This window comes from Streptomyces sp. NPDC050416, assembly GCF_044458845.1.
GTDB lineage: Bacteria > Actinomycetota > Actinomycetes > Streptomycetales > Streptomycetaceae > Streptomyces.
The window spans coordinates 332,948-355,497 of the sequence record NZ_JBITII010000007.1 but is presented as its reverse complement, the minus strand read 5'-3'; the positions used below and the strand labels follow the sequence as shown (position 1 = coordinate 355,497).

The window sequence follows — 22,550 nt, the reverse complement described above, 5'->3', positions numbered from 1 at the left end:
GCGAACGTCACACAAAAAACGCCGGTGGCGCAGCGCCCTGCTTGAGGGGCGCGGGGAACCGCGCGAGCAACCCACCGCCAGCCGCAGATCCACACGGCGCTCACCGAGGCGGCGCAGTGGACCCCCGAGGCGTCAGAACAGGCGTCAGCACAGGATGCGACCCACCCTCACCCCCCGTGATCACAGAGAACAACGTCCGCGCCACCTCCGCCCCGAACCCATGCACGTCATGACTCATCGCCGACAAGGTCGGATGCGTCAACCGGCACAGCTGCGAGTCGTCCCAGGCCAGCAGCGACACATCCTCCGGCACCCGCAATCCCATCTCCGCCGCCACCGACAACCCCGCCACCGCCATGACGTCGTTGTCGTACACGATCGCCGTCGGCCGGTCCGGCGGCGCGGCCGTCAGCAGGGACCGCGTCGCCCGCGCCCCCGCGTCCCCGGAGAAGTCCGTCGCCACCTGCCACGCCCCGGCCAGCGCCAGCGCCCCCGCCGCCTCGTCGAACGCCGCCGTCCGGATGGCCGTGTGCCCGAGTGCCGCCGCCCCGCCCACCCGGGCGATCCGCCGGTGCCCCAGCGCCGCCAGATACCGCACCGCCTCCGTCACGGCCGTCGCGTCGTCGGTCCACACCGAGGTGAGCCCCCCGGTCAGCGAGGGATGCCCGACCGCGACCACCGGCAGCCCGAGCCGTTCCACCAGGGCGGCCCGGGGATCGTCGGCCCGGAAGTCGACGAGGATCGACCCGCCGATCTGCCGTCCCCGCCACCACGCCTCCTGCACCCCCAGCTCCTCGTCCAGATTCCGTACGAGTCTCAGCAGCAGGGAGCAGGAGTGCTCGGCCAGGACGCTCTCCACGCCCGAGACGAACTCCATGTACCAGGGTTCCAGCCCGAGCGTCCGCGCCGGCCGGCACACCGCGAGCCCCACCACGTCCACGCGCGAACCGGCCAGCGTCCGCGCCGTGAGGTTCGGCGCCCAGCCCAGCTCCCGCGCCGCCCGGAAGATCCGGTCCCGGGTCGCCTCCGACAGCCCGGGCTTGTGGTTGAACGCGAGCGACACGGCCCCCTTGGACACGCCGGCGCGCGCGGCGACGTCCTTGATGGTGACGCGGGGAGCCGGCGTCGCCGTCATCGGATGGGCTCCACGCAGTACAGGGCCGCACGAGCACGCTCCGCGTCCGGGGCCTTCCAGCCGCGCACCCCGATGGTCACCTCTTCGCCCGGCAGCAGCGTGACCAGCCCCCGGTCGGCCCGCGCCCCCGGATCCAGCCGGTCGGCCTGGAGCAGCAGGTCCCGTACCAGGGTGCGGGCGGTGACGGTGATGCCGTCGGGGGCGAGCGAGACATCGAACTCCGGCGTGGGGTAGGCGACCTCGCGGTCCGGCACAGGGAAGTGCACCGCGCGCATACCGTCCGCGTCCGCGACCAGGAACTCCTCAGGCCCGGCCGGCGTCAGCTCCCGCGGAATATCCACACGCGCCACCGCCCGCCCCCCGGCCGTCACCTCCACAGGCGCCTGCCCCAGCACCTCACCCCCGACGGACATCCGCCGCAGGCTCAACGTCGCCGTCCAGCCCCCGGCCGCCTGGTTGACGACGGCCAGCACCAACCGGCCGTCCCGCGGCTGGAGCGTCAGCAACCGGTCCGCGTACAGGCGCCTCAGCTCGTGGTACAGCGGCTTCTCCCGTCCGTCGCCGTCGATCGCCGCCCAGGACGTCACGGGCCAGCAGTCGTTGAGCTGCCAGACGACCGTGCCCGCGCACACCGGCCAGTGCGAGCGCCAGTGCTCGATCCCGGCGGCGACCGCGCGTGCCTGGTTGACCTGCGTCAGGTAGTGCCAGCGGTCGAAGTCCCCCTTCGGCACGGCGAAGTGCCGGGCCAGCCCCCGCTCCAGCTTCCCGTTGCCGTCGTCGGCCTTCTGGTGGTGCAGCATGCCGGGGGAGTCCGGCGCGAGCTCCTCCCCGGGCAGCGCCCGCCGCAGCGTGGCGTACGCGGGCGGCGCCTGCCAGCCGAACTCGGCGACGAACCGGGGCACGCTGAGCCGGTAGTCGGCGTAGTCCGTGCGGTTCCACACCTCCCAGGAGTGGTGCGTGCCGTGCGCCGGATCGTTCGGATGCCGGTCCCAGGACCCGGACCAGGGACTCCCCGCCGTATACGGCCGCGTCGGATCCAACTCGGCCACCACACGCGGCAGTAGGCCCAGGTAGTACCCCTCGCCCCAGGAGTCCCCGGCCAGCCGCGGCTCCCAGCCCCAGTCCCGAAAGCCCCACAGATTCTCGTTGTTGCCGTTCCACAGCACCAGCGACGGGTGCGGCATCAGCCGTACGACGTTCTCCCGGGCCTCGGCCTCCACCTCGCCGCGCAGCGGCTGTTCCTCCGGGTAGGCCGCGCAGGCGAACGGGAAGTCCTGCCAGACCAGCAGCCCGAGTTCGTCGCAGGCGTCGTAGAAGTCCTCGCTCTCGTAGATCCCGCCGCCCCAGACCCGTACGAGGTCCACGCCCGCCCCGGACGCCTGCTCCAGCCGCTCCCGGTAGCGCTCTCGGGTGATGCGGGACGGGAAGACGTCGTCGGGGATCCAGTTGACGCCCCGGGCGAAGAGCCGCTCGCCGTTGACGACGAGGGTGAAGCCGGTGCCGTGCGCGTCGGGCCGCCGGTCCAGCTCGACGGTCCGGAAGCCGATCCGCCGCCGCCACACGTCCAGCGCGGCATCGCCGTGCAGCAGCCGCAATTCGACGTCGTACAGCGGCTGTTCGCCGTAGCCGCGCGGCCACCACAGCCGGACGTCCGGTACACGCAGCCGGACCACCCCGCCCGCCCCGTCGATCTCCGTCCGGGCCCGCACCCCGCCCACCGTCGCCTCCACGGCGAGCGGCGCCTCGACCCGGGTCCGCTCGACGTCCACGGCCAACTCGACGACGCCCATGCCCTCGTCGACGGTGACCAGCGGACGCACCCGGGCGATCCGGGCCGTCGACCAGTGCTCCAGGCGCACCGGCCGCCAGATCCCGGCCGTCACCAGGGTCGGCCCCCAGTCCCAGCCGAAGGAGCAGGCCATCTTGCGCAGGTACTGGTAGGGCTCGGCGTAGGCGGCGGGCCGCTCGCCCAGCCGTCCCCGCACGGCCTCGGCCTCGGCGTAGGCGGAGAGGAACCGCACGGACAGCCGCCCGGACAGCCCCGTCACGTCGAACCGGTACGAGCGGTGCATGTTGCGTACCTTGCCCAGCAGCCGCCCGTCCAGGGAGATCTCGGCGACGGTGTCGAGCCCGTCGAAGACCAGGTCCGTCTGCTCCTGCGCGGACGCGCTCGTGAGGTCGCGCTCGTATGTCCAGTCCCGGCGCCCCACCCACGCCGCCTCGGACTCGCCCAGGCCCAGGAACGGGTCCGGGATCACCCCGGCCGTCATCAGGTCGGTGTGCACGCAGCCCGGCACGGACGCCGGGAGCGGGTCCGGCCCGTGCCGCAGGATCCATCCGTCGCCGAGCGGTGCGGCCTCCAGCATGCGCACTCCCTTAACCGGTCCAGTGACGAGTCGTGTACAGGTCTTCGCAGCGTTGGCGGGAATGGGACTTTACCGGTTGAGAAAGCGCTGTCAGAGTGCCGAACCAGCCATACCGCACGTGCTCATCCGTCCCGAGTTCCTCTCCGCGAACGGAGCTGATGCACATGAACCGCCGTACCGTCCTCGCCCTCGCCGCGGGCGCAGCCCTGCTGGCCTCGGGCTGTACCGGCACCGGGGGCACCTCCAAGGGCGCGGATGCCGAGGCTCCCGACGATCCCGCCAAGGTCGAAGGGACCATCACCGTCCTCACCCACCGGACCGACCTCGTGCAGGACGGGACGATGAAGAAGTACGCCGCCGAGTTCAACAAGACCTACCCCAAGGTGAAGGTCGAGTTCGACGGCCTCACCGACTACGAGGGTGAGGTCAAGATCCGTATGAACACGGAGAACTACGGCGACGTCCTGATGATCCCGGCCGTGATCGAGAAGAAGGACTACCCGAAGTTCTTCGCCTCGCTGGGCAGTCGGGCCGAGCGCGGCAAGAAGTACCGCTTCACCGACTACTCCACCGTCCAGGGCAAGGTCTACGGGCAGAGCCCGATCGGTGTGGTCCCGGGCTTCGTCTACAACAAGAAGGTCTGGAGCGCGGCCGGCATCACCGACTGGCCCACGACCCCGGCCGAGTTCCTCGACGACCTCAAGGCCATCAAGGCCAAGACCGACGCGGTGCCGTACTACACCAACTTCAAGGACATGTGGCCGCTGACCCAGTGGACGAACGTCAACGGCTCGGTCGGCTGCGACACGCAGGCCATCACCCGGCTCGCCGAGGGGAGCCCCTGGGCGGCAGGCGCCGACCTGCGGGTCGGTGACACGCTGCTCCACGACATCGTGAAGTCGGACCTCATCGAGAAGGACCCGACGACCACCAACTGGGAGGCCTCCAAGCCCCGCCTGGCGAAGGGCCAGATCGCCACGATGTGGCTCGGCTCCTGGGCGATCGTGCAGATGCAGGACGCGGCGAAGCAGGCCGGCACCGACCCGGCCGACATCGGCTTCATGCCGTTCCCCGCCCAGAAGAACGGTACGTTCTGCGCGGTGACGTCGCCCGACTACCAGCAGGCCGTCAACGTCAACTCCGAGCACAAGGCCGCCGCCCGCGCCTGGATCGACTGGTTCACCGACAAGTCCGGCTACGCGGACGCCAACCTGGCCCTGTCGCCCCTCAAGGACGCCCCGTTGCCCGAGGTCCTCAAGCCGTACGAGGAGGCGGGCGTGAAGCTCCTCGACCTCGACGACACCAAGGGCGCCGAGGTCAAGTCCATCGACAACCAGTCCGAGGTCGGCATCTACAAGCCCGACTACCGCCAGGAGCTCGTCGACCTCGCCCGCGGTGCGCGCAAGGGCAGCCTGGACGACTTCCTGACCGGGCTGGGCGAGAAGTGGACCGAGGCGCAGAAGAACCTGGGGTCCTGATGACCGACACCACCCGGAAGGCGGCACGGCCGGTGCCGCCGGCCGCGCCCGCCGGGCCGGAACCGCCCACCGCCGCGCGCCGGGCGCGGCGGTGGCGGGGCACGACCCCCTGGCTGTTCCTGATCGCCCCGCTCGCCCTGCTGATCGCCTTCACCTACGCGCCGATCGTCAACATGGTGGCGTACAGCTTCACCGACTGGGACGGCGTCAGCCCCGAGCTGCACTACACGGGCGCCGAGAACTACGCCGAACTCTTCACCCGCCCCGAGCTGTTCGAGGTGTTCTTCGTCAGCGGCTACTACCTCGCCGCGTCCGTGGTGCAGATCGCCGCCGCCCTGTACTTCGCCACCGTCCTGAGCTTCAACGTCCGCTTCCGCGGCTTCTTCAAGGGCATGCTCTTCTTCCCGTACCTGATCAACGGTGTCGCGATCGGATTCGTCTTCCTGTACTTCTTCCAGGACGGCGGCACCCTCGACGCGATCCTGAGCCTCTTCGGCTACGACGGTGACCGGTCCTGGCTCGGCACACCCGCGTCGGCCAACGTCTCCCTCGCCGGCGTCTCCGTCTGGCGCTACCTGGGCCTGAACTTCGTCCTCTTCCTCGGCGCGATCCAGTCCATCCCCGGGGAGCTGTACGAGGCGGCCGAACTGGACGGGGCCAACCGCTGGCAGCAGTTCCGCCACATCATCGCGCCCGGCATCCGGCCCGTGCTGAGCCTGTCGGTGATCCTGTCCGTCTCCGGGTCGCTGTCGGTCTTCGAGATCCCGTACATCATGACCGGCGGCGCGACCGGCACCGAGACCTTCGTGATCCAGACGGTGAAGCTGGCCTTCCAGTTCAACAAGACGGGTCTCGCCTCGGCGGCGGCCGTCGTACTGCTGCTGATCATCCTGGCGGTGACCTGGGTGCAGCGGCGCCTCGTCCCGGACGACAAGGTGGACCTCGTATGACGCGCCGTGCCGTGGCCCGCGCCCTCGTGTACCTGTCCCTGGTCCTCGCGACGCTGGTCGTGCTCCTGCCGCTCACCGTGGTCTTCCTGACCTCGCTGAAGACCTCCGGGGAGATGGCGGACGACAGCGGCGCCCTCACGCTGCCCGACGACCCGCTCAACTTCGGCAACTACGTGACGGCGTTCCAGGACGGCCGGATGCTCTCGGCGTTCGCCAACACGGCGCTGATCCTGGTCGTCGCCATCGGGGGCACGGTCCTCATCGGCTCGATGACGGCGTACGCCATCGACCGCTTCCGGTTCCGCTTCCGGAAGGTCGTCCTGGCCCTGTTCCTGGTGGCCGCGCTGGTCCCCGGGGTGACCACCCAGGTGGCCACCTTCCAGATCGTGAACAGCCTCGGCATGTTCGACAGCCTCTGGGCGCCGATCGCGCTCTACATGGGCACGGACATCGTGTCGATCTACATCTTCCTGCAGTTCGTCCGGGCCATCCCCGTCTCACTGGACGAGTCGGCCCGCATCGACGGCGCCAACGCCTTCACGGTCTACCGGAAGATCATTTTCCCGCTGCTCAAGCCGGCGATCGCGACGGTCGTGATCGTGAAGGGGATCAACGTCTACAACGACTTCTACATCCCCTTCCTCTACATGCCCTCCGAAGATCTTGGCGTGATCTCGACGTCCCTGTTCCGCTTCAAGGGCCCCTTCGGAGCGCACTGGGAGACCATCTCGGCATGTGCGATCCTCGTCATCGCCCCTACCTTGATCGTCTTCCTGTTCCTCCAGCGGTTCATCTACAACGGTTTTACGCAAGGCGCCACGAAGTAGCGGACCTTCCTTTCAGGGGCGCGGGGCTGTGTCGATTTGCGGCTCCGCCGCGTGGGCGCGAACAACCACAACGCACCCGCAGCCGCCGTACGACGAAAAGGTCTACGGCGGCTAGGCCTCTTTCGCGGACAGAGCCTCCACCAACACGGGCGTCACCAGCTCCACCTGCCACGGCCGCGCACCGTACCCCGCGAGCGCGGCCGCCACGGACTCCGCATCCACCACCGCCGGCGGCTCCCAGCACACCCGCCGAACCGTGTCCGGCGTCATCAGATTCTCCTGCGGCATGGAGAGCTCCTCGGCCAGCGCCGAAACCCCGGCCCGGGCCGCACTGAGGCGCGCCGCAGCCGCCGGATCCTTGTCCGCCCAGGCGCGCGGCGGCGGAGGCCCGGTCACCGGCTGCCCCGGCTGCGGCAACTGCGCCTCGCTCAACGCCTTCGCCCGGTCCACGGCCGCCTGCCACTGCTCCAGCTGCCGCTTGTTCATCCGGTGTCCGAAACCGTTCAGCGCGGCCAGCGCGTGCACGTTGGCCGGAATCGCCAGCGCGGCCTCCACGATCGCCGCGTCCCCGAGCACCTTGCCCGGCGAGACGTCCCGCCGCTGTGCGATCCGGTCCCGGGTCTGCCACAGCTCCCGTACGACGGCCAGCTGTCGCCGTCGGCGCACCTTGTGCATGCCGGACGTACGCCGCCAGGGGTCCTTGCGCGGCTCGGGCGGCGGGGCGGAGGCGATCGCGTCGAACTCCTGGCGGGCCCACTCCAGCTTGCCCTGCCGGTCCAGCTCCTTCTCCAGCGCGTCGCGCAGGTCGACGAGCAGCTCGACGTCCAGCGCCGCGTACCGCAGCCAGGGCTCGGGCAGCGGCCGGGTCGACCAGTCGACGGCGGAGTGTCCCTTCTCCAGGACGAAGCCGAGGACGCCCTCGACCATGGCGCCGAGGCCGACCCGGGGGAACCCGGCGAGCCGTCCGGCCAGCTCCGTGTCGAACAGCCGCGTCGGCACCATGCCTATCTCGCGCAGGCAGGGCAGGTCCTGGGTGGCGGCGTGCAGCACCCACTCGACGCCGGACAGGGCCTCGCCGAGGGCGGACAGGTCGGGGCAGGCGACGGGGTCGATGAGAGCCGTTCCGGCGCCCCGGCGGCGCAGCTGGACCAGATAGGCGCGCTGGCCGTAGCGGTAGCCGGACGCCCGCTCGGCGTCGACGGCGACCGGTCCGGAGCCCGCCTCGAAGGCGGCGATCATCCGGGCCAGGGCGGCCTCGTCCGCGATCACGGGCGGAATGCCCTCGCGCGGTTCCAGCAAAGGGATCGGCGCCTCCGTAGCAGAAGATCCGCCGTCGTCCGGAGGGGCGCCTCCGGTGGTTCGCAGTGAGCTGTCTGCTGCGGTCTCGTGGGCGTCGGTCACATGTCAAGGGTATCCGTGTATGGACAGCGCCCGTCGACGGAACGTTCCGTCGACGGGCGCCGGGGGGTCGCAAACCAGTCAGGTCGGGGAAGTGTCGGGTTCGCGAACCGTGAGTGACACGAGCGGGAGCCGCGGTCGGCCCCGTTCACATGGGTGAATGATCACAAAGGGTCATCGTGGAGCGGATCAGTGGATGATTCCGGTCCGCAGGGCCACCGCGACCATCCCGGCGCGGTCGCCCGTGCCGAGCTTGCGGGCGATGCGGGCGAGGTGGCTCTTGACGGTCAGCGCGGACAGGCCCATCGAGACGCCGATCGCCTTGTTCGACTGGCCTTCCGCGACCAGCCGCAGCACCTCGACCTCGCGGCCGGACAGCTCGCGGTAGCCGCCCGGGTGGCTCGGGGCACCCGGGGGGCGGCGGTGCAGACGCGCGGCGGCGGCGCCGATGGGAGCGGCGCCCGGTCGGGTGGGGAGCCCGACGTTGGTGCGCGTGCCGGTGACGACGTAGCCCTTCACACCGCCGGCGAGCGCGTTGCGCACGGCGCCGATGTCGTCGGCGGCGGAGAGGGCGAGCCCGTTGGGCCAGCCCGCGGCGCGGGTCTCCGACAGGAGGGTGAGGCCGGAGCCGTCGGGCAGGTGGACGTCGGCGACGCAGATGTCGCGGGGGTTGCCGATGCGGGGACGAGCCTCCGCGATGGACGAGGCCTCGATGACATCGCGCACACCGAGCGCCCACAGGTGGCGGGTGACGGTGGAGCGGACGCGCGGGTCGGCCACGACCACCATGGCGGTGGGCTTGTTCGGGCGGTAGGCGACCAGGCTTGCGGGCTGCTCGAGGAGAACGGACACCAGGCCTCCTGGGGTGCGGGACGGGGCCGGCTCGTGGGGGTGAAGCCGGGACGAACCGTGCTTTCAAGGTCACAGTCGTCTTCGGCACCCAGCCCGTCCGCCTTTAGAGAATGATCACGAATCAGTGATAACAATCCGTGCAATTCGGACATGCGGTCGATCATTCGAAGGCCGGACGGTTTCGGTCTGCGTCGGTACACGGTCGAAAGTGGCCGTATCGACAAAGTGATTCGGCCAAGAGGGGGACGCAGGTGTGATCGTCGGCAGGGCATCGTTGACCGCCCCGTACAGGTTCGATCAGTACGGGGTCGGAACAGGTCCGATCAGCGGGACTGCGGGCCTCGCCGCTGCGGCAGCGTCACCACCGACGCGTCCCCCGGGCCGGCCGGCGGGAGCCCCGCGACCTGGGCGAGGAGATCGCACCAGGACGCCAGGTGCGCGGCGGTGTCCGGGACCCCGCCCAGGCCCTCACGCGGCGTCCAGGAGGCGCGGATCTCGATCTGCGAGGCGGCCGGGCGCGCGGACAGACCGCCGAAGTAGTGCGAACTCGCCCGTGTGACGGTGCCGCTCGGCTCCCCGTAGGTCAGCCCGCGGGTCTGGAGCGCGCCGGTCAGCCAGGACCAGCACACCTCCGGCAGCAGCGGGTCCGCGGCCATCTCCGGCTCCAGCTCCGCGCGCACGAGTGTCACCAGCCGGAAGGTGCCCTGCCAGGCGTCGTGTCCCGCCGGGTCGTGCAGCAGCACCAGCCGGCCGTCGGCCAGGTCCTGGTCGCCGTCGACGACCGCGGCCTCCAGCGCGTAGGCATGGGGGGCGAGCCGCCTCGGCGGGGGCGTGGGCTCCACCTCGATCTGGGGCCGCAGTCGCGCCGCCCTGAGCGCGTCGACGGCGGCCCGGAAGGGCGGCGGGGCGGTGTCCGCCTCCCGCCGGTCTTTCTCGGTGTCCTTCGCTTCGTCCATTCCGCCAGCGCCGTCCGACAGTCGTCCCTGAGCCGCAGCCATGCCGGAAGGTTACGGGGACGGGAGCCCGGGTGCCGGGCTAGACACCCCGCGCCCCTCCAGGGGCTGAATCACGCCCATCGGGGCCGTGCGAAACTTGGCCCGTGAGTGCCAATGACGCCCCCCGGGCCCAGCAGCCGTCCGCCCCGTACGACTCCGCCTTCCTCAAGGCCTGCCGGCGCGAGCCCGTGCCGCACACGCCGGTGTGGTTCATGCGGCAGGCCGGGCGCTCACTGCCGGAGTACCGCAAGGTGCGCGAGGGCATTGGGATGCTCGAGTCCTGCATGCGGCCCGAGCTGGTCACCGAGATCACGCTCCAGCCGGTGCGCCGGCACGGCGTCGACGCGGCGATCTACTTCAGCGACATCGTCGTCCCGCTCAAGGCCATCGGCATCGACCTCGACATCAAGCCGGGCGTCGGCCCGGTCGTCGAGCGCCCGATCCGCACCCGCGCGGACCTCGCCCAGCTGCGCGACCTGACCCCCGAGGACGTCTCCTACGTCACCGAGGCCATCGGCCTGCTCACCCGCGAGCTCGGCGCCACGCCCCTGATCGGCTTCGCCGGCGCCCCCTTCACCCTCGCGAGCTACCTCGTCGAGGGCGGCCCGTCCCGCACGTACGAGAACGCCAAGGCGATGATGTACGGCGACCCCGGGCTCTGGGCCGACCTGCTCGACCGCCTCGCCGACATCACGGCCGCCTTCCTGAAGGTCCAGATCGAGGCGGGCGCCTCGGCGGTCCAGCTGTTCGACTCCTGGGCCGGGGCGCTGGCCCCCGTCGACTACCGGCGCTCGGTGCTGCCCGCGTCGGCGAAGGTCTTCGAGGCCGTGGCCGGTTACGGCGTCCCGCGCATCCACTTCGGCGTCGGCACCGGTGAGCTGCTGCGGCTCATGGGCGAGGCCGGCGCGGACGTCGTCGGCGTCGACTGGCGCGTCCCGCTGGACGAGGCCGCCCGCCGCGTCGGCCCCGGCAAGGCGCTGCAGGGCAACCTGGACCCGACCGTGCTGTTCGCCCCGACGGAGGCCGTCGAGGCCAAGACCCGCGAGGTCCTGGACTCGGCGAAGGACCTCGCGGGCCACGTCTTCAACCTCGGCCACGGCGTCATGCCGTCCACGGACCCGGACGCGCTGACGCGGCTCGTGGAGTACGTGCACACGCACACCGCCCGCTGACTCATCAGCTGTGCCGGGGCCGCGCCCGCCTGCCGAAGAGGATGCCGGGCGGCTCCGGCGGCGGTGGTGTGCCGGGACGCAGCGGCCAGGCGATCAGCATGCCGGCGACAAAACCCACGACGTGCGCCGCGTACGCCACCGTGCCGGCGTCGGAGATGCCCTCGCCGGAGGAGTACACCGCCTGGAGCGCGAACCACAGCCCCAGCACGATCCAGGCGGGCAGCCGCAGCGGCAGGAAGATCAGGAACGGGACGAGGACCCAGACCCTGGCCCTCGGATACAGCACCAGATAGGCGCCCAGCACCCCGGCGATCGCCCCCGAGGCACCGATCAGCGGTGCGCCCGAGCCGGAGTTGAGGAGCGCGAAACCGTACGACGCCGCGTAACCGCAGACCACGTAGAAGAGCAGGAACCGGACGTGGCCCACGCGGTCCTCGATGTTGTTGCCGAAGATCCACAGGAACAGCATGTTGCCCAGCAGATGCAGCCAGCTGCCGTGCAGGAACATCGCCGTCAGGACGCTCAGCTCCGGCGACTTGTCGTAGGGCGGCGGACCGACCACGCAGCCGGCACCCTGCGGCCCCACCCCGATGTCGCCCGTGGGCACCAGCCGGGGCATCTGATGGTGAATCAGCTCCCGTGGCACCGCCGCGTAGTGGTCGAGGAACGCCTGGAGGTGACACAGCTGGGCCAGGCTGCTCTCGCCCACCACGGAACCGGCCATGCCGGGAGTGAGCAGGAACACGACGATGTTGGCGGCGAGCAGCGCGTACGTCACCCAGGGGGTGCGCCGCACCGGGTTCACGTCATGAACGGGAATGACCACGCCACACGTGTGCCCGGGGCGCCGCCGGTGAATCGGCCCGGACGGTGAACGCAGCCGTCAGGGCGTGCGTATGTCTCGGCAACCGCCCGCGGCGCGGGGAAGGCGGGTCGCGGGGCCGACGTGAGGAACAGGCGATGAACGACCGAGTTACTCCTCCGATGCACGCGCTGCCCGACGGCGAGGCGGAGCTGACGCTGGTGGTGCGGCTCCCCTGGGAGGACGTGGCCCGGCTGGGCCAGGATGCCGGGCGGCTGGCGGCCCAGATGCGGCGGCCGGTGACGCTGGAGGAGGCGGTGAGTCACCGGTTGCGGTCGACCCGGGTGGCTTCCCACGCGAAGCCGGCCGGGGAGCAGCCGCCGGCGGTGACGGCGGCTTCGGCGTCGGTGTCGTCCTTGCCGTCTCGGCCGCCGGCGGAGCAGGCGAGGCAGGCCATTGACCGGATCACTGGGACGGCTGGGACTGCGTAGGGTTTCGCCGTAGGGGTGCCGGTGCGTTGCCGGGTGCGGGGCCGTTGTGGCTTGTCGCGCTCACGCGGCGGAGCCGCAGATCGACACAGCCCCGCGCCCCTAACCCCCACACCGTCCCTTACAAAGAACCGCGCACCTTTGCCGCCGCCTTGCGGGCCGCTACCAGGACCGGGTCCCAGACCGGGGAGAACGGTGGGGCGTAGCCGAGGTCCAGGGTCGTCATCTGTTCTGCCGTCATGCCTGCCGTGAGGGCGACCGCCGCGATGTCGACCCGCTTGCCCGCGCCCTCGCGGCCGACGATCTGGACGCCGAGGAGGCGGCCCGTGCGGAGTTCGGCGAGCATCTTGACCGTCATGGGGGAGGCGTCCGGGTAGTAGCCCGCGCGGCTGGTCGACTCGATGGTGACCGCCTCGAAGCGCAGGCCCACGCGGTGGGCGTCCTTCTCGCGCAGTCCCGTGCGTGCGATCTCCAGGTCGCAGACCTTGCTGACCGCCGTGCCGACCACGCCCGGGAAGGTGGCGTAGCCGCCGCCCACGTTGGTGCCGATGACCTGGCCGTGCTTGTTGGCGTGGGTGCCGAGCGCGATGTGCCGTTCCTGGCCGGAGACCAGGTCGAGGACCTCGACGCAGTCGCCGCCCGCCCAGACGTTCTCGTGGCCGCGCACCCGCATCGAGCGGTCCGTCAGGAGGCCGCCGTGGGTGCCGAGGGGGAGGCCGGCCGCTTTCGCGAGGGCCGTCTCGGGGCGGACGCCGATGCCGAGCACGACGACGTCCGCCGGGAAGTCGCGGTCCTGGGTGGCCACCGCCCGGACCCGGCCGTCGTCCCCTGTCGCGATTCCCGTGACCTCGGCGTCGTTCACCATCGTGATGCCCAGGCCCTCCATGGCCTTGTGCACCAGGCGGCCCATGTCGGGGTCGAGGGTCGACATGGGCTCGCTGCCGCGGTTGACGACCGTCACCTCGTAGCCGCGGTTGATGAGTGCCTCGGCCATCTCCACGCCGATGTAGCCGGCCCCGACGACCACCGCGCGGCGGCCACGCGTGCGTGCCAGCGTGTCGAGCAGCGCCTGGCCGTCGTCCAGCGTCTGTACGCCGTGCACCCCGGGCGCGTCCATGCCGGGCATGTCCGGCCGGATCGGCCGGGCGCCCGTCGCGATCACGAGTTTGTCGTACGACGTCCAGGACTCGGCGCCGGAGTCGACGTCACGCGCGCGTACCCGCTGCCCGTCGAGGTCGATGTCCGTGACCTCGGTACGCAGTCGCAGATCGATGTCCCGCGCGCGGTGCTCCTCGGGGGTGCGGGCGATGAGCCGGTCCCGGTCGGTGACGTCGCCGCCCACCCAGTACGGGATGCCGCACGCCGAGTACGACGTGAAGTGGCCGCGTTCGAACGCCACGATCTCCAGCTCGTCGGGGCCTTTCAGGCGGCGCGCCTGCGACGCCGCGGACATCCCCGCGGCGTCGCCGCCGATCACGACCAGTCGCTCCCCGCGCGTACGGCTCATGTTCATGCGAACACGCTACGGGAGCAGGGCATTTCAGTCCTGCTCGTCCTGCTCGTCAGGCGCGGGCGCGGGCGTGGACCGCGGGGCCGGCCGGGCCGTCGGCAGCGGGCCCAGGGCGCTCATGGCGGGCGCGGGGCGCGGGCGGCGCGGGAGGCGGGGGCGGACGACGCGCAGCCACAGCAGCGTGAGCAGGGCGGCCACCGCCGCGAACGGCAGGACCGCGCCGAGGGCCACCGCGAGCCAGCGCAGCATCGTCACGAACGCGTTCCAGCCGCCCACGAGCGCGTCCACGAACCCCGGGTCGTCGTCCTTCGCCTCCTTCTTCACCGGGGTCTCGGACAGCGACAGGGTGATGGTGGCCAGGCTCGTGCGGTCCTTCAGGGAATCCTGGCGCGCGAGCAGCGCCTCCAGATCGGCCTGGCGGGTGCTCAGCTCGCCCTCCAGGGTCACCACGTCGCTGAGCTTGGTGGCCTGGTCCATCAGCTCGCGGATCCGGGCCACACTCGCGCGCTGGGACTTGATCCGGCTCTCCACGTCCACGACCTGGTCGGTGACGTCCTCCGCCTTGGCGCTGCGGTCGAGGAGCTTGCCCGCGCCCTCCAGCTCGGTGAGGACCTCGTCGTACTTCTCGACGGGCACACGCAACACGACCCGGGTGCGCTCGCGGCCCTCCGCGTCCCGGGTGGTGGTCTCGTTGCCGACGTAGCCGCCCGCGTTCTCGGTGCTGGTGCGGGCCTCATCCAGGGCCTTCGGGACGTCCTTGACCTGCACGGTCAGCGAGGCCGTGCGGATGATGTGGCTCGTGGGGAGTTTCGCCGGGGCGGTCGCCCGGGCTCCGCTTCCGGCGCCGCCGGGGGCGGCCTCGTTCGCGCCGGCCTTGTCGTTCGCGTGCGGGGCGGCGACTCCCCGGTCGGCGGCACTGCTGCCGGCGGAGTCCTCGCCGGCGCCGCTGCATCCGGTGAGCGCGAGGGCCGCGGCCAGCAGGAGCGCCGTGAGCGCCGGGACGGTGTGGCGGGCGGGTCGTCGTGTGCGCATGCGGGCATCCCCCGGGGATCGGTTCGGCTGACGTTTCTTCGACGCCCGGGCGGTGCCGGACGTTTGGTCCGGGACGGTTCCGATGCGGTCACGGTCGGGACTCGTGCCGGACACCGGGGCGCGGGAGCGCTGTCAGTGGGGTCTGAGAAGCTGGGGGCATGCGCGAAGTTCAGGCCCGTGCGGGCATGGGGCAGGTCGTCGTCATCGGGGCGGGCATCGCGGGACTGGCCGCGGCGCACCGGCTGCTGGAGCGCGGGGCGCGGGTGACCGTGCTGGAGGCCTCCGGCCGGGTGGGCGGCAAGCTGCTGCCCGGGGAGGTCGCGGGCGCGCGCGTGGACCTCGGCGCCGAGTCGATGCTGGCCCGCCGCCCCGAGGCGGTGGCGCTCGCCCGGGAGGTGGGCCTCGCCGACCGGCTCCAGCCGCCCGCGACCGCGACGGCCTCGATCTGGACCCGGGGCGCGCTGCGCCCCATGCCCAAGGGACATGTGATGGGCGTGCCCGGCACCGCCGCCGCCCTGTCGGGTGTGCTGTCCGACGAGGGCCTCGCCCGCATCGACCGCGACGCCGAACTGCCCCGCACGGAGGTCGGTGACGACGTGGCCGTCGGGGAGTACGTGGCGGAGCGCCTCGGCCGCGAGGTTGTCGACCGCCTGGTGGAACCCCTGCTGGGCGGCGTCTACGCGGGCGACGCGTACCGCATCTCGATGCGCTCGGCCGTCCCGCAGCTCTTCCAGGCGGCCCGCAGCCACGCCTCCCTGACGGAGGGGGTCCGCGAGATCCAGGCGAAGGCGGCCGCCGGCCGGCAGACCGGCCCGGTGTTCATGGGCGTCCAGGGCGGCGTCGGCACGTTGCCCCTCGCGGTGGCCGAGTCGGTGCGGGCCCGCGGGGGCGAGATCCTCACGGGGACGCCGGTGACGGAGCTGAGCCACAGCGCGGCCGACGGCGGATGGCGCGTGGTCGCGGGGGAGCGGGTGCTGCGCGCGGACGCGGTGGTGCTCGCCGTCCCGGCCCCCGCCGCCGCCCGGCTCCTGCGCACGGAGTCCCCGGGGGCCGCCGCCGAGCTCGGCGGCGTCGAGTACGCCTCCATGGCGCTGGTCACCCTGGCCTATCGACGTGCCGAGGCGGGTCTGCCCGAGGGCAGCGGCTTTCTCGTGCCGCCGGTGGACGGCCGCACGATCAAGGCGTCCACGTTCGCCTCGCAGAAGTGGGGCTGGATCGCCGGCGAGAACCCCGACCTCGTCGTCCTGCGCACCTCCGTCGGACGGTACGGCGAGACGGAGATCCTCCAGCGCGACGACAGCGAGCTCGTGGCGGTCTCCCGGCGGGACCTGAAGGCCGCCACCGGTCTGGAGGCCGCACCCGTCGACACCCGCGTCACCCGCTGGGACGACGGCCTGCCCCAGTACCCCGTCGGCCACCACGCGCGCGTGGCCCGCGTCCGCGAGCACGTGGCGAAGCTCCCGGGCCTCGCCGTGTGCGGTGCGCCGTACGACGGTGTCGGCATCCCGGCGTGCATCGCGAGCGCGTACGCCGCCGTCGACCAGATCCACGGTGACCGGCCATGAAAGGAGCAGCGCGAAGCGCTTCGGTTGAGGGTGGCGGTGGGCGACGGGCGGGCGTGCAGGAGCTCACCGCCCACCCGGTGCAGAGCCTGCACGGCGGAGCGGGAGAATGAGGGCATGAGTGACGACGCCTCCACCACGGCCTCCAGCGCCACGCCCGAGCGCATCCCGAACAAGGGCAAGCTGGCCAAGGACCTCAACGAGGTCATCCGCTACACGCTCTGGTCCGTCTTCCAGCTGAAGGACGTCCTCCCCGAGGACCGCGCCGGGTACGCCGACGAGGTCCAGGAGCTGTTCGACCAGCTCGCCGCCAAGGACGTGACCATCCGCGGCACGTACGACGTCTCGGGCCTGCGCGCCGACGCCGACCTGATGATCTGGTGGCACGCGGAGACCAGCGACGCGCTGCAGGAGGCGTACAACCTCTTCCGCCGCACGAGGCTGGGCCGGGCGCTCACGCCGGTGTGGTCGAACATGGCGCTGCACCGCCCCGCCGAGTTCAACCGCTCGCACATCCCGGCGTTCCTCGCCGACGAGACGCCCCGCAACTACGTGAGCGTCTACCCCTTCGTGCGCTCCTACGACTGGTACCTGCTGCCCGACGAGGACCGCCGCCGCATGCTCGCCGACCACGGCAAGATGGCCCGCGGCTTCCCGGACGTGCGCGCCAACACGGTCGCCTCGTTCTCCCTGGGCGACTACGAGTGGATCCTCGCCTTCGAGGCCGACGAGCTGTACCGGATCGTCGACCTCATGCGTCACCTGCGCGCCTCGGAGGCCCGTCGGCACGTCCGCGAGGAGGTCCCGTTCTTCACGGGCCGCCGCAAGGACATCGCGGAGCTGGTCGCGGGTCTGGCCTGATCAGCCGAGCGGTCCGCCGGCCCCGGGCTGCTCCGGGGCCGCCGACCGCGGTTGCGGCTGGGGCTGCGACCGCGGCTGGAACGGCGGCTGTGGCTGGGACTGCGACCGCGGCTGGGATTGCGACCGCGGCTGGGGCTGCGGCTTGGGTTCCGGATGCGCGGCGCAGTCCGTGCGCCGTCCCGGCAGCCGGCCCTCCAGCAGATACGCCTCCACATGGCCGTTGACGCAGGCGTTCGGCCCGCCCGCCAGGCCGTGCGCGCCGGCGTCCCGCTCCGTCACCAGGACCGAGCCCTTGAGGCGGCGGCGGAGTTCGAGGGCGCCGTCGTACGGCGTGGCGGCGTCCCGCTCGGCGGCCAGGATCAGCGTCGGCGGCAGTTCGCCCGGCCCGGTGCCGACGTCGAGCGGCCGCTGCCGCGGCCCCTCCCAGTAGGCGCAGGGCAGGTTCGTCCACACGTTGTCCCAGGTCTCGAAGGGCGCCAGCCGCGCGAGCCGGGTGTTGTCCCGGTCCCACACCTCCCAGTCCGTCGGCCAGGGGGCGTCATTGCACTCGACGGCCACATAGACGGCGCGTGAGTTCTCTGCCTCGGCGGCGGCCTCCGGGTACTGCTGGGCCTGTTCGACCAGCGGCCCGGGATCGCCCTTGAGGTAGGCCGACAGCGCGTGCGCCCGGTGCGGCCACTGGTCGTCGTAGTACCCCGCCTGGAGGAACACCCCCTGCAACTGCCCGGGTCCGACCTTTCCGCCGGCCGGCTCGGCGGCCAGCCGCGCGCTCGCCCGCTCGTAGCTGTGCCGCACCTCCCGCGCGGTCCTGCCCAGTCCGTACACGTCGTCGTGCCGGGCGATCCACTTCCGGAAGTCCCGCCAGCGGAGCTCGAACGCCGCCGACTGGTCGAGGTTGTTGCGGTACCAGATCTGCTCCGGGTCGGGGTCGACCGCCGAGTCGAACACCATCCGCCGTACGTGGCCGGGGAACAGGGTCGCGTACAGGGCTCCGAAGTACGTGCCGTACGACGAGCCCATGAATGTCAGGCGTTTCTCGCCGAGTGCGGCGCGCAGGACGTCGAGGTCGCGGGCGTTGTTGAGCGAGTGATAGTGCCGCAGGGCGCCGCCGGCCCGCTCGGCGCAGCCGCGCGCGTACGCCTTGGCCTGGGCGATGCGTTCCTTCTTGTACGACTCGGAGGGGTGGGTCGGTGACTGGGTGGGCCCCTTGAAGAACGTCTTGGGGTCCTTGCAGGACAGGGGTGCGGAACGGCCGACCCCGCGCGGGGCGTAGCCGACGAGGTCGTAGGCGGCCGCGATCCGCTTCCACTCGGGGAGCAGGCCGACGAGGGGGAAGTACAGGCCCGAGGCGCCCGGACCGCCCGGGTTGTAGACCAGGGCGCCCTGGCGGTGGACCGCGCGCTTGCCCTGGTGCGGGTCCTTGCGCGTGGCCCGGGCGCGGCCGACGGTGAGTTCGATCTGTCTGCCGTCGGGCCGGGCGTAGTCCAGCGGGACGGTGACGGTGCCGCACTGCATGCTTGCGGGGAGGTCCTGTGCGTCGGGGCAGGGGCCGAAGTCGATGCCGGCGGCCTTCGCCCGCGCGGCGGCCACCGCGGTGCCGCGCAGCTCGGCCGCCGCTCTCGCGCCGTCGGTGTCCGGGGCGGCGGTGAGGGCGCTCAGCAGCAAGGATCCTGCGGCCGAGTAGAGGAGGGCGGCTCTCATCGCGTGTCCCTTCGGTGCACGGTGGCGACAAAAGGGATGTTTGATGCGGCGGTTGGGGAAGGCAAGCACCGTCGGCCGGTGTCGGCGCCCATGCCCCTGTGCGCCCCCGGTCGGTCAGTCGTGTCCCGGAGGGTGCCCGCTAGCGGTGCGTGAAGGCGGCGCGCAGGTCCGGTTCGCCGATCGCGCTGACGCCGCGTACGGCCACGGAGGTGAGGTACGTACGGTCGTCGGCGGTGCCGTCCGCGTTCCGGGTCAGGGCGCCGAGCAGTCGCTGGCCGGCCGGGGACGCCCAGCGCGAGTACGGGTGGATCTCGATGCGGGCGACGGCGAGAGAGCTCAGGGTCAGGGTGAGCGGCAGCGCGAACCACAGGGCGATCAGATGGCGCGGCATGTCCGGCGGAGCGGGCGTCAGCAGCGCGGCGACACCGAGAGCGAGGACGGCGACGGCCGCCGAGCGCACCTGCCGGACGGCCGCCGCGACCGTCGTACGGGCGCTGTCGGGCACCGCGAGCCCCGCGCGCACCAGCCGGTCGGCGATACCGCGCACCGCGTCCGCCGTGGCGGCGGCGGCCCGCACCGGCGCTATCCGGGACTGCCCCTCGGGGCCGATCGCCCCGATGACCGACTGCTCCATCTCGTCCCGCCCGCGCGGATCGACGACCGTCGCCCAGCCGGTGTGGGCCAGGAGCAGCCGGCGCTGGCGCGCCATGGCGACGAGGGTCACGTCGGCGACCCGCCGGGGCCCGCCGGAGAGGAACGCAGCCTCATACAGCGTGAGTTCATGGATCCGGCCGGTGTTCGTGTCACCGGACGCGGCGCGTACGGCTGCCAGGCACAGGCGCGTGCACGCCGTGCCGGCCACGGCCCAGGCCGCCAGCAGGAAAAGAACCCAGAGCATATGTTGTTTGTATGTGACACGGTCCCGAAAACACCATGCCTTGTTCACGATCCGGACGGAGCGTTGTCGGTATGTGACGTTCCGTTTCACTGTTCGGGCGGCGGGCGGAACGTCGGCGGCGGAAGCGTGGTGGCCGGGTCCGGGGCCGGGATCGAGGGTGCGGCCGGAGCGGGGACGGCCGTCGGGGGCGTGCTCGCTCCGGCCATGTCGCGGGCCATGGCGTCGAAGTCGACGTAGCCCGTGGCCTCCAGGACCTTGATGTGGTCCAGGACGGTCGTGTTGGCGTCGTCGGCGAGGTCGCGCACCAGCGAGTTGCGGGTGCTCGCGCGGACCTGGGCGACGACCGAGAAGACCCTGCCGTGCGCCAGCCGCAGGATGTTGGCGAACTGCCGGTCGTACTCGGCACCCTGTGCCGCGTCCAGCGTTTCGAGCCACTGCTTCTGCTGGTCGCTGGGCTCGTCCGGCAGGGCGAGGTTCAGCCGCGCGGCGACACCGCGGACCCGTTCGTCGAGGAGCCCGTGCCCCTCGACGAGATGCCGGCCCGCCGTCCGGACGGCCGGCGTGGTCCCCTTCGTCTGCGCCTGCCGCCCCGCCGGCAGCTCCCACAGCCCGGCCAGCCGGACCTTGACGAGGAAGTCCTGGTCGAGTGCGGACAGCGGGCCGTAACTCGTGCGCAGAGTCTGGGCGCTCAGCACGTCCGGTCCCGTCCCCGGCCGGTCGGTGTACGACCAGAGGGAGAAGACCAGCGCGGCGAGCGTCGCCGTCAGACACGTGACGATGAGCCCCGTGCCGCTGACGATGCCTCGGCCCTTGACGGGGGGTCGCGGTCGCATGGTGGTGCCTCCTGGTACGGCACCGCACGCTAATGGGCTTCAGGTGCGGAGTTGACATGTTACTGCGGGGTCTACGTCAACTTCCGTACAGGGGCGAATCATTGTATCGGAGGCAGGGCGGGGCGATTGGGGGAGGCGGGCCGGGGGACTCACCGGGGCAAAGAGGCTTGAAACATTCCATGGTTCCGGGCGGGCGTGACCCGGGTGTCAGCCCCGGCACACTCGCGTGCGGACGGGCGAGGCCGGGTGACTAGCCCACCCGGGTCCTCTGACCCACCGGGACGCCGTCGCGGCGGTGTGGCCCGTGGCCGCCGCACGCCCGATGGGCCATGTTGCTGACCGTCGAGCCGATCGGCACCGGCCGGATGCGAAGGAGGCCTCGCCGTGGGTGAGCTGTACATCGACGGCGAGTGGACAGAGGCGGCGGCCGGTGGCCGGCGGGACGTGGTCAACCCCTGCGACGCCTCCGTCGTCACCACCGTCGACGAGGCCGACGCCACCGACGTGGACCGCGCCGTACGCGCCGCCCGGCGCGCCTTCGACCAGGGGGACTGGGCGAACGCCACCTCCCGCCACCGCGCCGACGTCCTGCTGCGCGTCCGTGACCTGCTGCTGCGCGACCAGGAGGACACCGCCCGCACCGAGACCCTCGACACCGGCAAGACCCTCGCCGAGGCCCGCATCGACGTCGAGGACGTGGCGAACGCCTTCCGCTACTACGCCGAACTCTCGGGCATGGACGGCGGCCGGGTCGTGGACGTCGCCCCGGACGTCCTCAGCCGCGTCGTCTACCAGCCGGTCGGGGTCTGCGCGCTCATCGCCCCCTGGAACCACCCGCTGCTCCAGGCCTCCTGGAAGGTCGCCCCGGCGCTCGCCGCCGGCAACACCTTCGTCCTCACGCCCGGCGAGACCACACGGCTCACCACCATCGCCATGATCCGGCTCATCGAGGAGGCCGGCGCACCGCCCGGCGTCGCCAACCTGGTGCTGGGCTCCGGGGCGAGCGTCGGCGCGGCCCTGACCGGCCACCCCGACGTCGACCTGGTGTCCTTCACCGGCGGCCTGACCACCGGCCGGTCCATCATGGCCGGCGCCGCCGAGGGACCGCGGACCATCGCCCTCGAACTCGGCGGCAAGAACCCCAACATCGTCTTCGCGGACTCCGACTTCGACGCCGCCGTGGACCACGCGCTGGACGCCGCCTTCCTGCACTCCGGGCAGGTCTGCTCGGCCGGATCACGCCTGCTGGTCCAGGACTCGCTGCACGACCGGTTCGTCGAGACCCTCGCCCGCCGCGCCCGGGCCATCCGGCTCGGCAACGGCCTGGAGGAGGGCACCGAGAGCGGCCCGCTCAGCTCCGCCGAGCACCGGGAGAAGGCACCGGAGCCCCGGCACGGAGGACGAGGCGGTGGAACTGGCCAACGACACGCGCTACGGCCTGGCCGGCGGGGTGTGGACCTCCGACGCGAGCCGCGTCCAGCGCGTCGCGCAGCGGCTGCGGCACGGCACCGTCTGGATCAACGACTTCCACCCCTACGTACCGCAGGCCGAGTGGGGCGGCTTCGGCCGCTCCGGCGTCGGACGCGAGCTGGGCCCCACGGGGCTGCGCGAGTACCAGGAGGCCAAGCACACCTACCAGAACCTGGCCCCCGCCCCCTCGGGCTGGTTCAAGGGCTGAACGACACAGAAA

Annotated in this window: 17 protein-coding genes and 2 pseudogenes; 8 read left to right on the top strand and 11 right to left on the bottom strand. The window is 72.0% G+C overall.

All coding sequences use genetic code 11. The features are described from left to right. Positions 1–100: 100 nt before the first annotated feature. Positions 101–1,135 (bottom strand): LacI family DNA-binding transcriptional regulator, encoded by a 1,035-nt coding sequence (locus ACIBL4_RS23765; protein WP_399413187.1) that lies wholly within the window; start codon positions 1,133–1,135, stop codon positions 101–103. Further along, the gene (locus ACIBL4_RS23760) at positions 1,132–3,501 is read right to left on the bottom strand and encodes a glycoside hydrolase family 2 protein (RefSeq protein ID WP_399413185.1); all 2,370 of its coding nucleotides are present in this window, start codon (positions 3,499–3,501) and stop codon (positions 1,132–1,134) included. Before ACIBL4_RS23760 ends, ACIBL4_RS23765 begins: the two co-directional genes overlap by 4 nt. 164 nt (positions 3,502–3,665) lie before the next feature. Here ACIBL4_RS23760 and ACIBL4_RS23755 point away from each other — a divergent pair, with 164 nt between their 5' ends. Genes ACIBL4_RS23755 through ACIBL4_RS23745 form a run of 3 tightly spaced genes read left to right on the top strand, consistent with a single transcriptional unit; the run spans position 3,666 to position 6,756 of the window. Next, positions 3,666–4,979: an ABC transporter substrate-binding protein gene (locus ACIBL4_RS23755; RefSeq protein ID WP_399413183.1), complete on the top strand. Its 1,314-nt coding sequence runs from the start codon at positions 3,666–3,668 to the stop codon at positions 4,977–4,979. Next, positions 4,979–5,929, top strand: a complete 951-nt coding sequence (locus ACIBL4_RS23750; protein ID WP_399413181.1) for a carbohydrate ABC transporter permease — start codon at positions 4,979–4,981, stop codon at positions 5,927–5,929. Before ACIBL4_RS23755 ends, ACIBL4_RS23750 begins: the two co-directional genes overlap by 1 nt. Beyond that, positions 5,926–6,756: a carbohydrate ABC transporter permease gene (locus ACIBL4_RS23745; RefSeq protein ID WP_399413179.1), complete on the top strand. Its 831-nt coding sequence runs from the start codon at positions 5,926–5,928 to the stop codon at positions 6,754–6,756. Before ACIBL4_RS23750 ends, ACIBL4_RS23745 begins: the two co-directional genes overlap by 4 nt. Positions 6,757–6,867: 111 nt before the next feature. Here the strand turns inward: ACIBL4_RS23745 and ACIBL4_RS23740 are convergent, their stop codons facing one another. The 3 genes from ACIBL4_RS23740 to ACIBL4_RS23730 form a co-directional block, all read right to left on the bottom strand. After that, the gene (locus tag ACIBL4_RS23740; protein ID WP_399413177.1) at positions 6,868–8,157 is read right to left on the bottom strand and encodes a ribonuclease D; all 1,290 of its coding nucleotides are present in this window, start codon (positions 8,155–8,157) and stop codon (positions 6,868–6,870) included. Between the two features lie 186 nt (positions 8,158–8,343). Beyond that, positions 8,344–9,006, bottom strand: a complete 663-nt coding sequence (locus tag ACIBL4_RS23735; protein WP_003993737.1) for a response regulator transcription factor — start codon at positions 9,004–9,006, stop codon at positions 8,344–8,346. Between the two features lie 323 nt (positions 9,007–9,329). Beyond that, positions 9,330–10,004: a DUF3000 domain-containing protein gene (locus tag ACIBL4_RS23730; protein WP_399413175.1), complete on the bottom strand. Its 675-nt coding sequence runs from the start codon at positions 10,002–10,004 to the stop codon at positions 9,330–9,332. Positions 10,005–10,105: 101 nt separating this feature from the next. On the opposite strand from ACIBL4_RS23730, the gene hemE reads away from it, so the two are divergent. Further along, complete coding sequence (gene hemE / locus ACIBL4_RS23725; RefSeq protein WP_399413173.1) at positions 10,106–11,173, top strand: uroporphyrinogen decarboxylase; 1,068 nt, start codon at positions 10,106–10,108, stop codon at positions 11,171–11,173. Between the two features lie 4 nt (positions 11,174–11,177). On the opposite strand, the gene ACIBL4_RS23720 is transcribed toward hemE, so the two are convergent. Next, positions 11,178–11,999 carry a rhomboid family intramembrane serine protease gene (locus tag ACIBL4_RS23720; protein WP_399413171.1) on the bottom strand — a complete coding sequence of 274 codons (822 nt, stop codon included), beginning with the start codon at positions 11,997–11,999 and terminating at the stop codon, positions 11,178–11,180. A gap of 134 nt (positions 12,000–12,133) precedes the next feature. On the opposite strand from ACIBL4_RS23720, the gene ACIBL4_RS23715 reads away from it, so the two are divergent. Beyond that, a complete protein-coding gene (locus ACIBL4_RS23715) occupies positions 12,134–12,466 on the top strand; it encodes a hypothetical protein (RefSeq protein WP_399413169.1) in 333 nt (110 codons plus the stop codon). 118 nt (positions 12,467–12,584) lie between these two features. On the opposite strand, the gene ACIBL4_RS23710 is transcribed toward ACIBL4_RS23715, so the two are convergent. Together ACIBL4_RS23710 and ACIBL4_RS23705 are read right to left on the bottom strand one after the other, a co-directional pair. After that, on the bottom strand, positions 12,585–13,976 hold the full coding sequence (locus tag ACIBL4_RS23710) for an FAD-dependent oxidoreductase (protein ID WP_399413167.1): 1,392 nt from the start codon (positions 13,974–13,976) through the stop codon (positions 12,585–12,587). A 27-nt stretch (positions 13,977–14,003) separates the two neighbouring features. Further along, positions 14,004–15,005, bottom strand: coding sequence for a DUF4349 domain-containing protein (locus tag ACIBL4_RS23705; protein WP_399413165.1), 1,002 nt, complete (start codon positions 15,003–15,005; stop codon positions 14,004–14,006). Positions 15,006–15,163: 158 nt separating this feature from the next. On the opposite strand from ACIBL4_RS23705, the pseudogene hemG reads away from it, so the two are divergent. Next, positions 15,164–16,680 (top strand): annotated as a pseudogene (gene hemG / locus ACIBL4_RS23700) (protoporphyrinogen oxidase). 4 nt (positions 16,681–16,684) lie between these two features. Further along, a complete protein-coding gene (hemQ, locus tag ACIBL4_RS23695) occupies positions 16,685–17,428 on the top strand; it encodes a hydrogen peroxide-dependent heme synthase (RefSeq protein WP_399413163.1) in 744 nt (247 codons plus the stop codon). Here hemQ and ACIBL4_RS23690 read toward each other — a convergent pair whose 3' ends face one another. The 3 genes from ACIBL4_RS23690 to ACIBL4_RS23680 all read right to left on the bottom strand — a co-directional run bounded on the left by ACIBL4_RS23690 (position 17,429) and on the right by ACIBL4_RS23680 (position 20,860). Then, complete coding sequence (locus tag ACIBL4_RS23690; protein WP_399413161.1) at positions 17,429–19,129, bottom strand: alpha/beta hydrolase; 1,701 nt, start codon at positions 19,127–19,129, stop codon at positions 17,429–17,431. It lies immediately after the preceding gene. A gap of 139 nt (positions 19,130–19,268) precedes the next feature. Then, positions 19,269–20,027, bottom strand: coding sequence for a TIGR04222 domain-containing membrane protein (locus ACIBL4_RS23685; protein ID WP_399413159.1), 759 nt, complete (start codon positions 20,025–20,027; stop codon positions 19,269–19,271). Between the two features lie 86 nt (positions 20,028–20,113). Continuing rightward, a complete protein-coding gene (locus ACIBL4_RS23680) occupies positions 20,114–20,860 on the bottom strand; it encodes a DUF4142 domain-containing protein (protein ID WP_399413157.1) in 747 nt (248 codons plus the stop codon). A 384-nt stretch (positions 20,861–21,244) separates the two neighbouring features. Here ACIBL4_RS23680 and ACIBL4_RS23675 point away from each other — a divergent pair. Next, positions 21,245–22,538 (top strand): annotated as a pseudogene (locus ACIBL4_RS23675) (aldehyde dehydrogenase family protein). The last annotated feature ends 12 nt before the right edge of the window (positions 22,539–22,550 follow it).

What these genes read in the sequence shown, in the direction of transcription:
- ACIBL4_RS23765 (WP_399413187.1), bottom strand. Translation starts at nt 1,135, where the DNA reads ATGACGGCGACGCCGGCTCCCCGCGTCACCATCAAGGACGTCGCCGCG.
- ACIBL4_RS23760 (WP_399413185.1), bottom strand. Translation starts at nt 3,501, where the DNA reads ATGCTGGAGGCCGCACCGCTCGGCGACGGATGGATCCTGCGGCACGGG.
- ACIBL4_RS23755 (WP_399413183.1), top strand. Translation starts at nt 3,666, where the DNA reads ATGAACCGCCGTACCGTCCTCGCCCTCGCCGCGGGCGCAGCCCTGCTG.
- ACIBL4_RS23750 (WP_399413181.1), top strand. Translation starts at nt 4,979, where the DNA reads ATGACCGACACCACCCGGAAGGCGGCACGGCCGGTGCCGCCGGCCGCG.
- ACIBL4_RS23745 (WP_399413179.1), top strand. Translation starts at nt 5,926, where the DNA reads ATGACGCGCCGTGCCGTGGCCCGCGCCCTCGTGTACCTGTCCCTGGTC.
- ACIBL4_RS23730 (WP_399413175.1), bottom strand. Translation starts at nt 10,004, where the DNA reads ATGGCTGCGGCTCAGGGACGACTGTCGGACGGCGCTGGCGGAATGGAC.
- ACIBL4_RS23715 (WP_399413169.1), top strand. Translation starts at nt 12,134, where the DNA reads ATGAACGACCGAGTTACTCCTCCGATGCACGCGCTGCCCGACGGCGAG.
- ACIBL4_RS23710 (WP_399413167.1), bottom strand. Translation starts at nt 13,976, where the DNA reads ATGAACATGAGCCGTACGCGCGGGGAGCGACTGGTCGTGATCGGCGGC.
- ACIBL4_RS23705 (WP_399413165.1), bottom strand. Translation starts at nt 15,005, where the DNA reads ATGCGCACACGACGACCCGCCCGCCACACCGTCCCGGCGCTCACGGCG.
- hemQ (WP_399413163.1), top strand. Translation starts at nt 16,685, where the DNA reads ATGAGTGACGACGCCTCCACCACGGCCTCCAGCGCCACGCCCGAGCGC.
- ACIBL4_RS23690 (WP_399413161.1), bottom strand. Translation starts at nt 19,129, where the DNA reads ATGAGAGCCGCCCTCCTCTACTCGGCCGCAGGATCCTTGCTGCTGAGC.
- ACIBL4_RS23685 (WP_399413159.1), bottom strand. Translation starts at nt 20,027, where the DNA reads ATGCTCTGGGTTCTTTTCCTGCTGGCGGCCTGGGCCGTGGCCGGCACG.
- ACIBL4_RS23680 (WP_399413157.1), bottom strand. Translation starts at nt 20,860, where the DNA reads ATGCGACCGCGACCCCCCGTCAAGGGCCGAGGCATCGTCAGCGGCACG.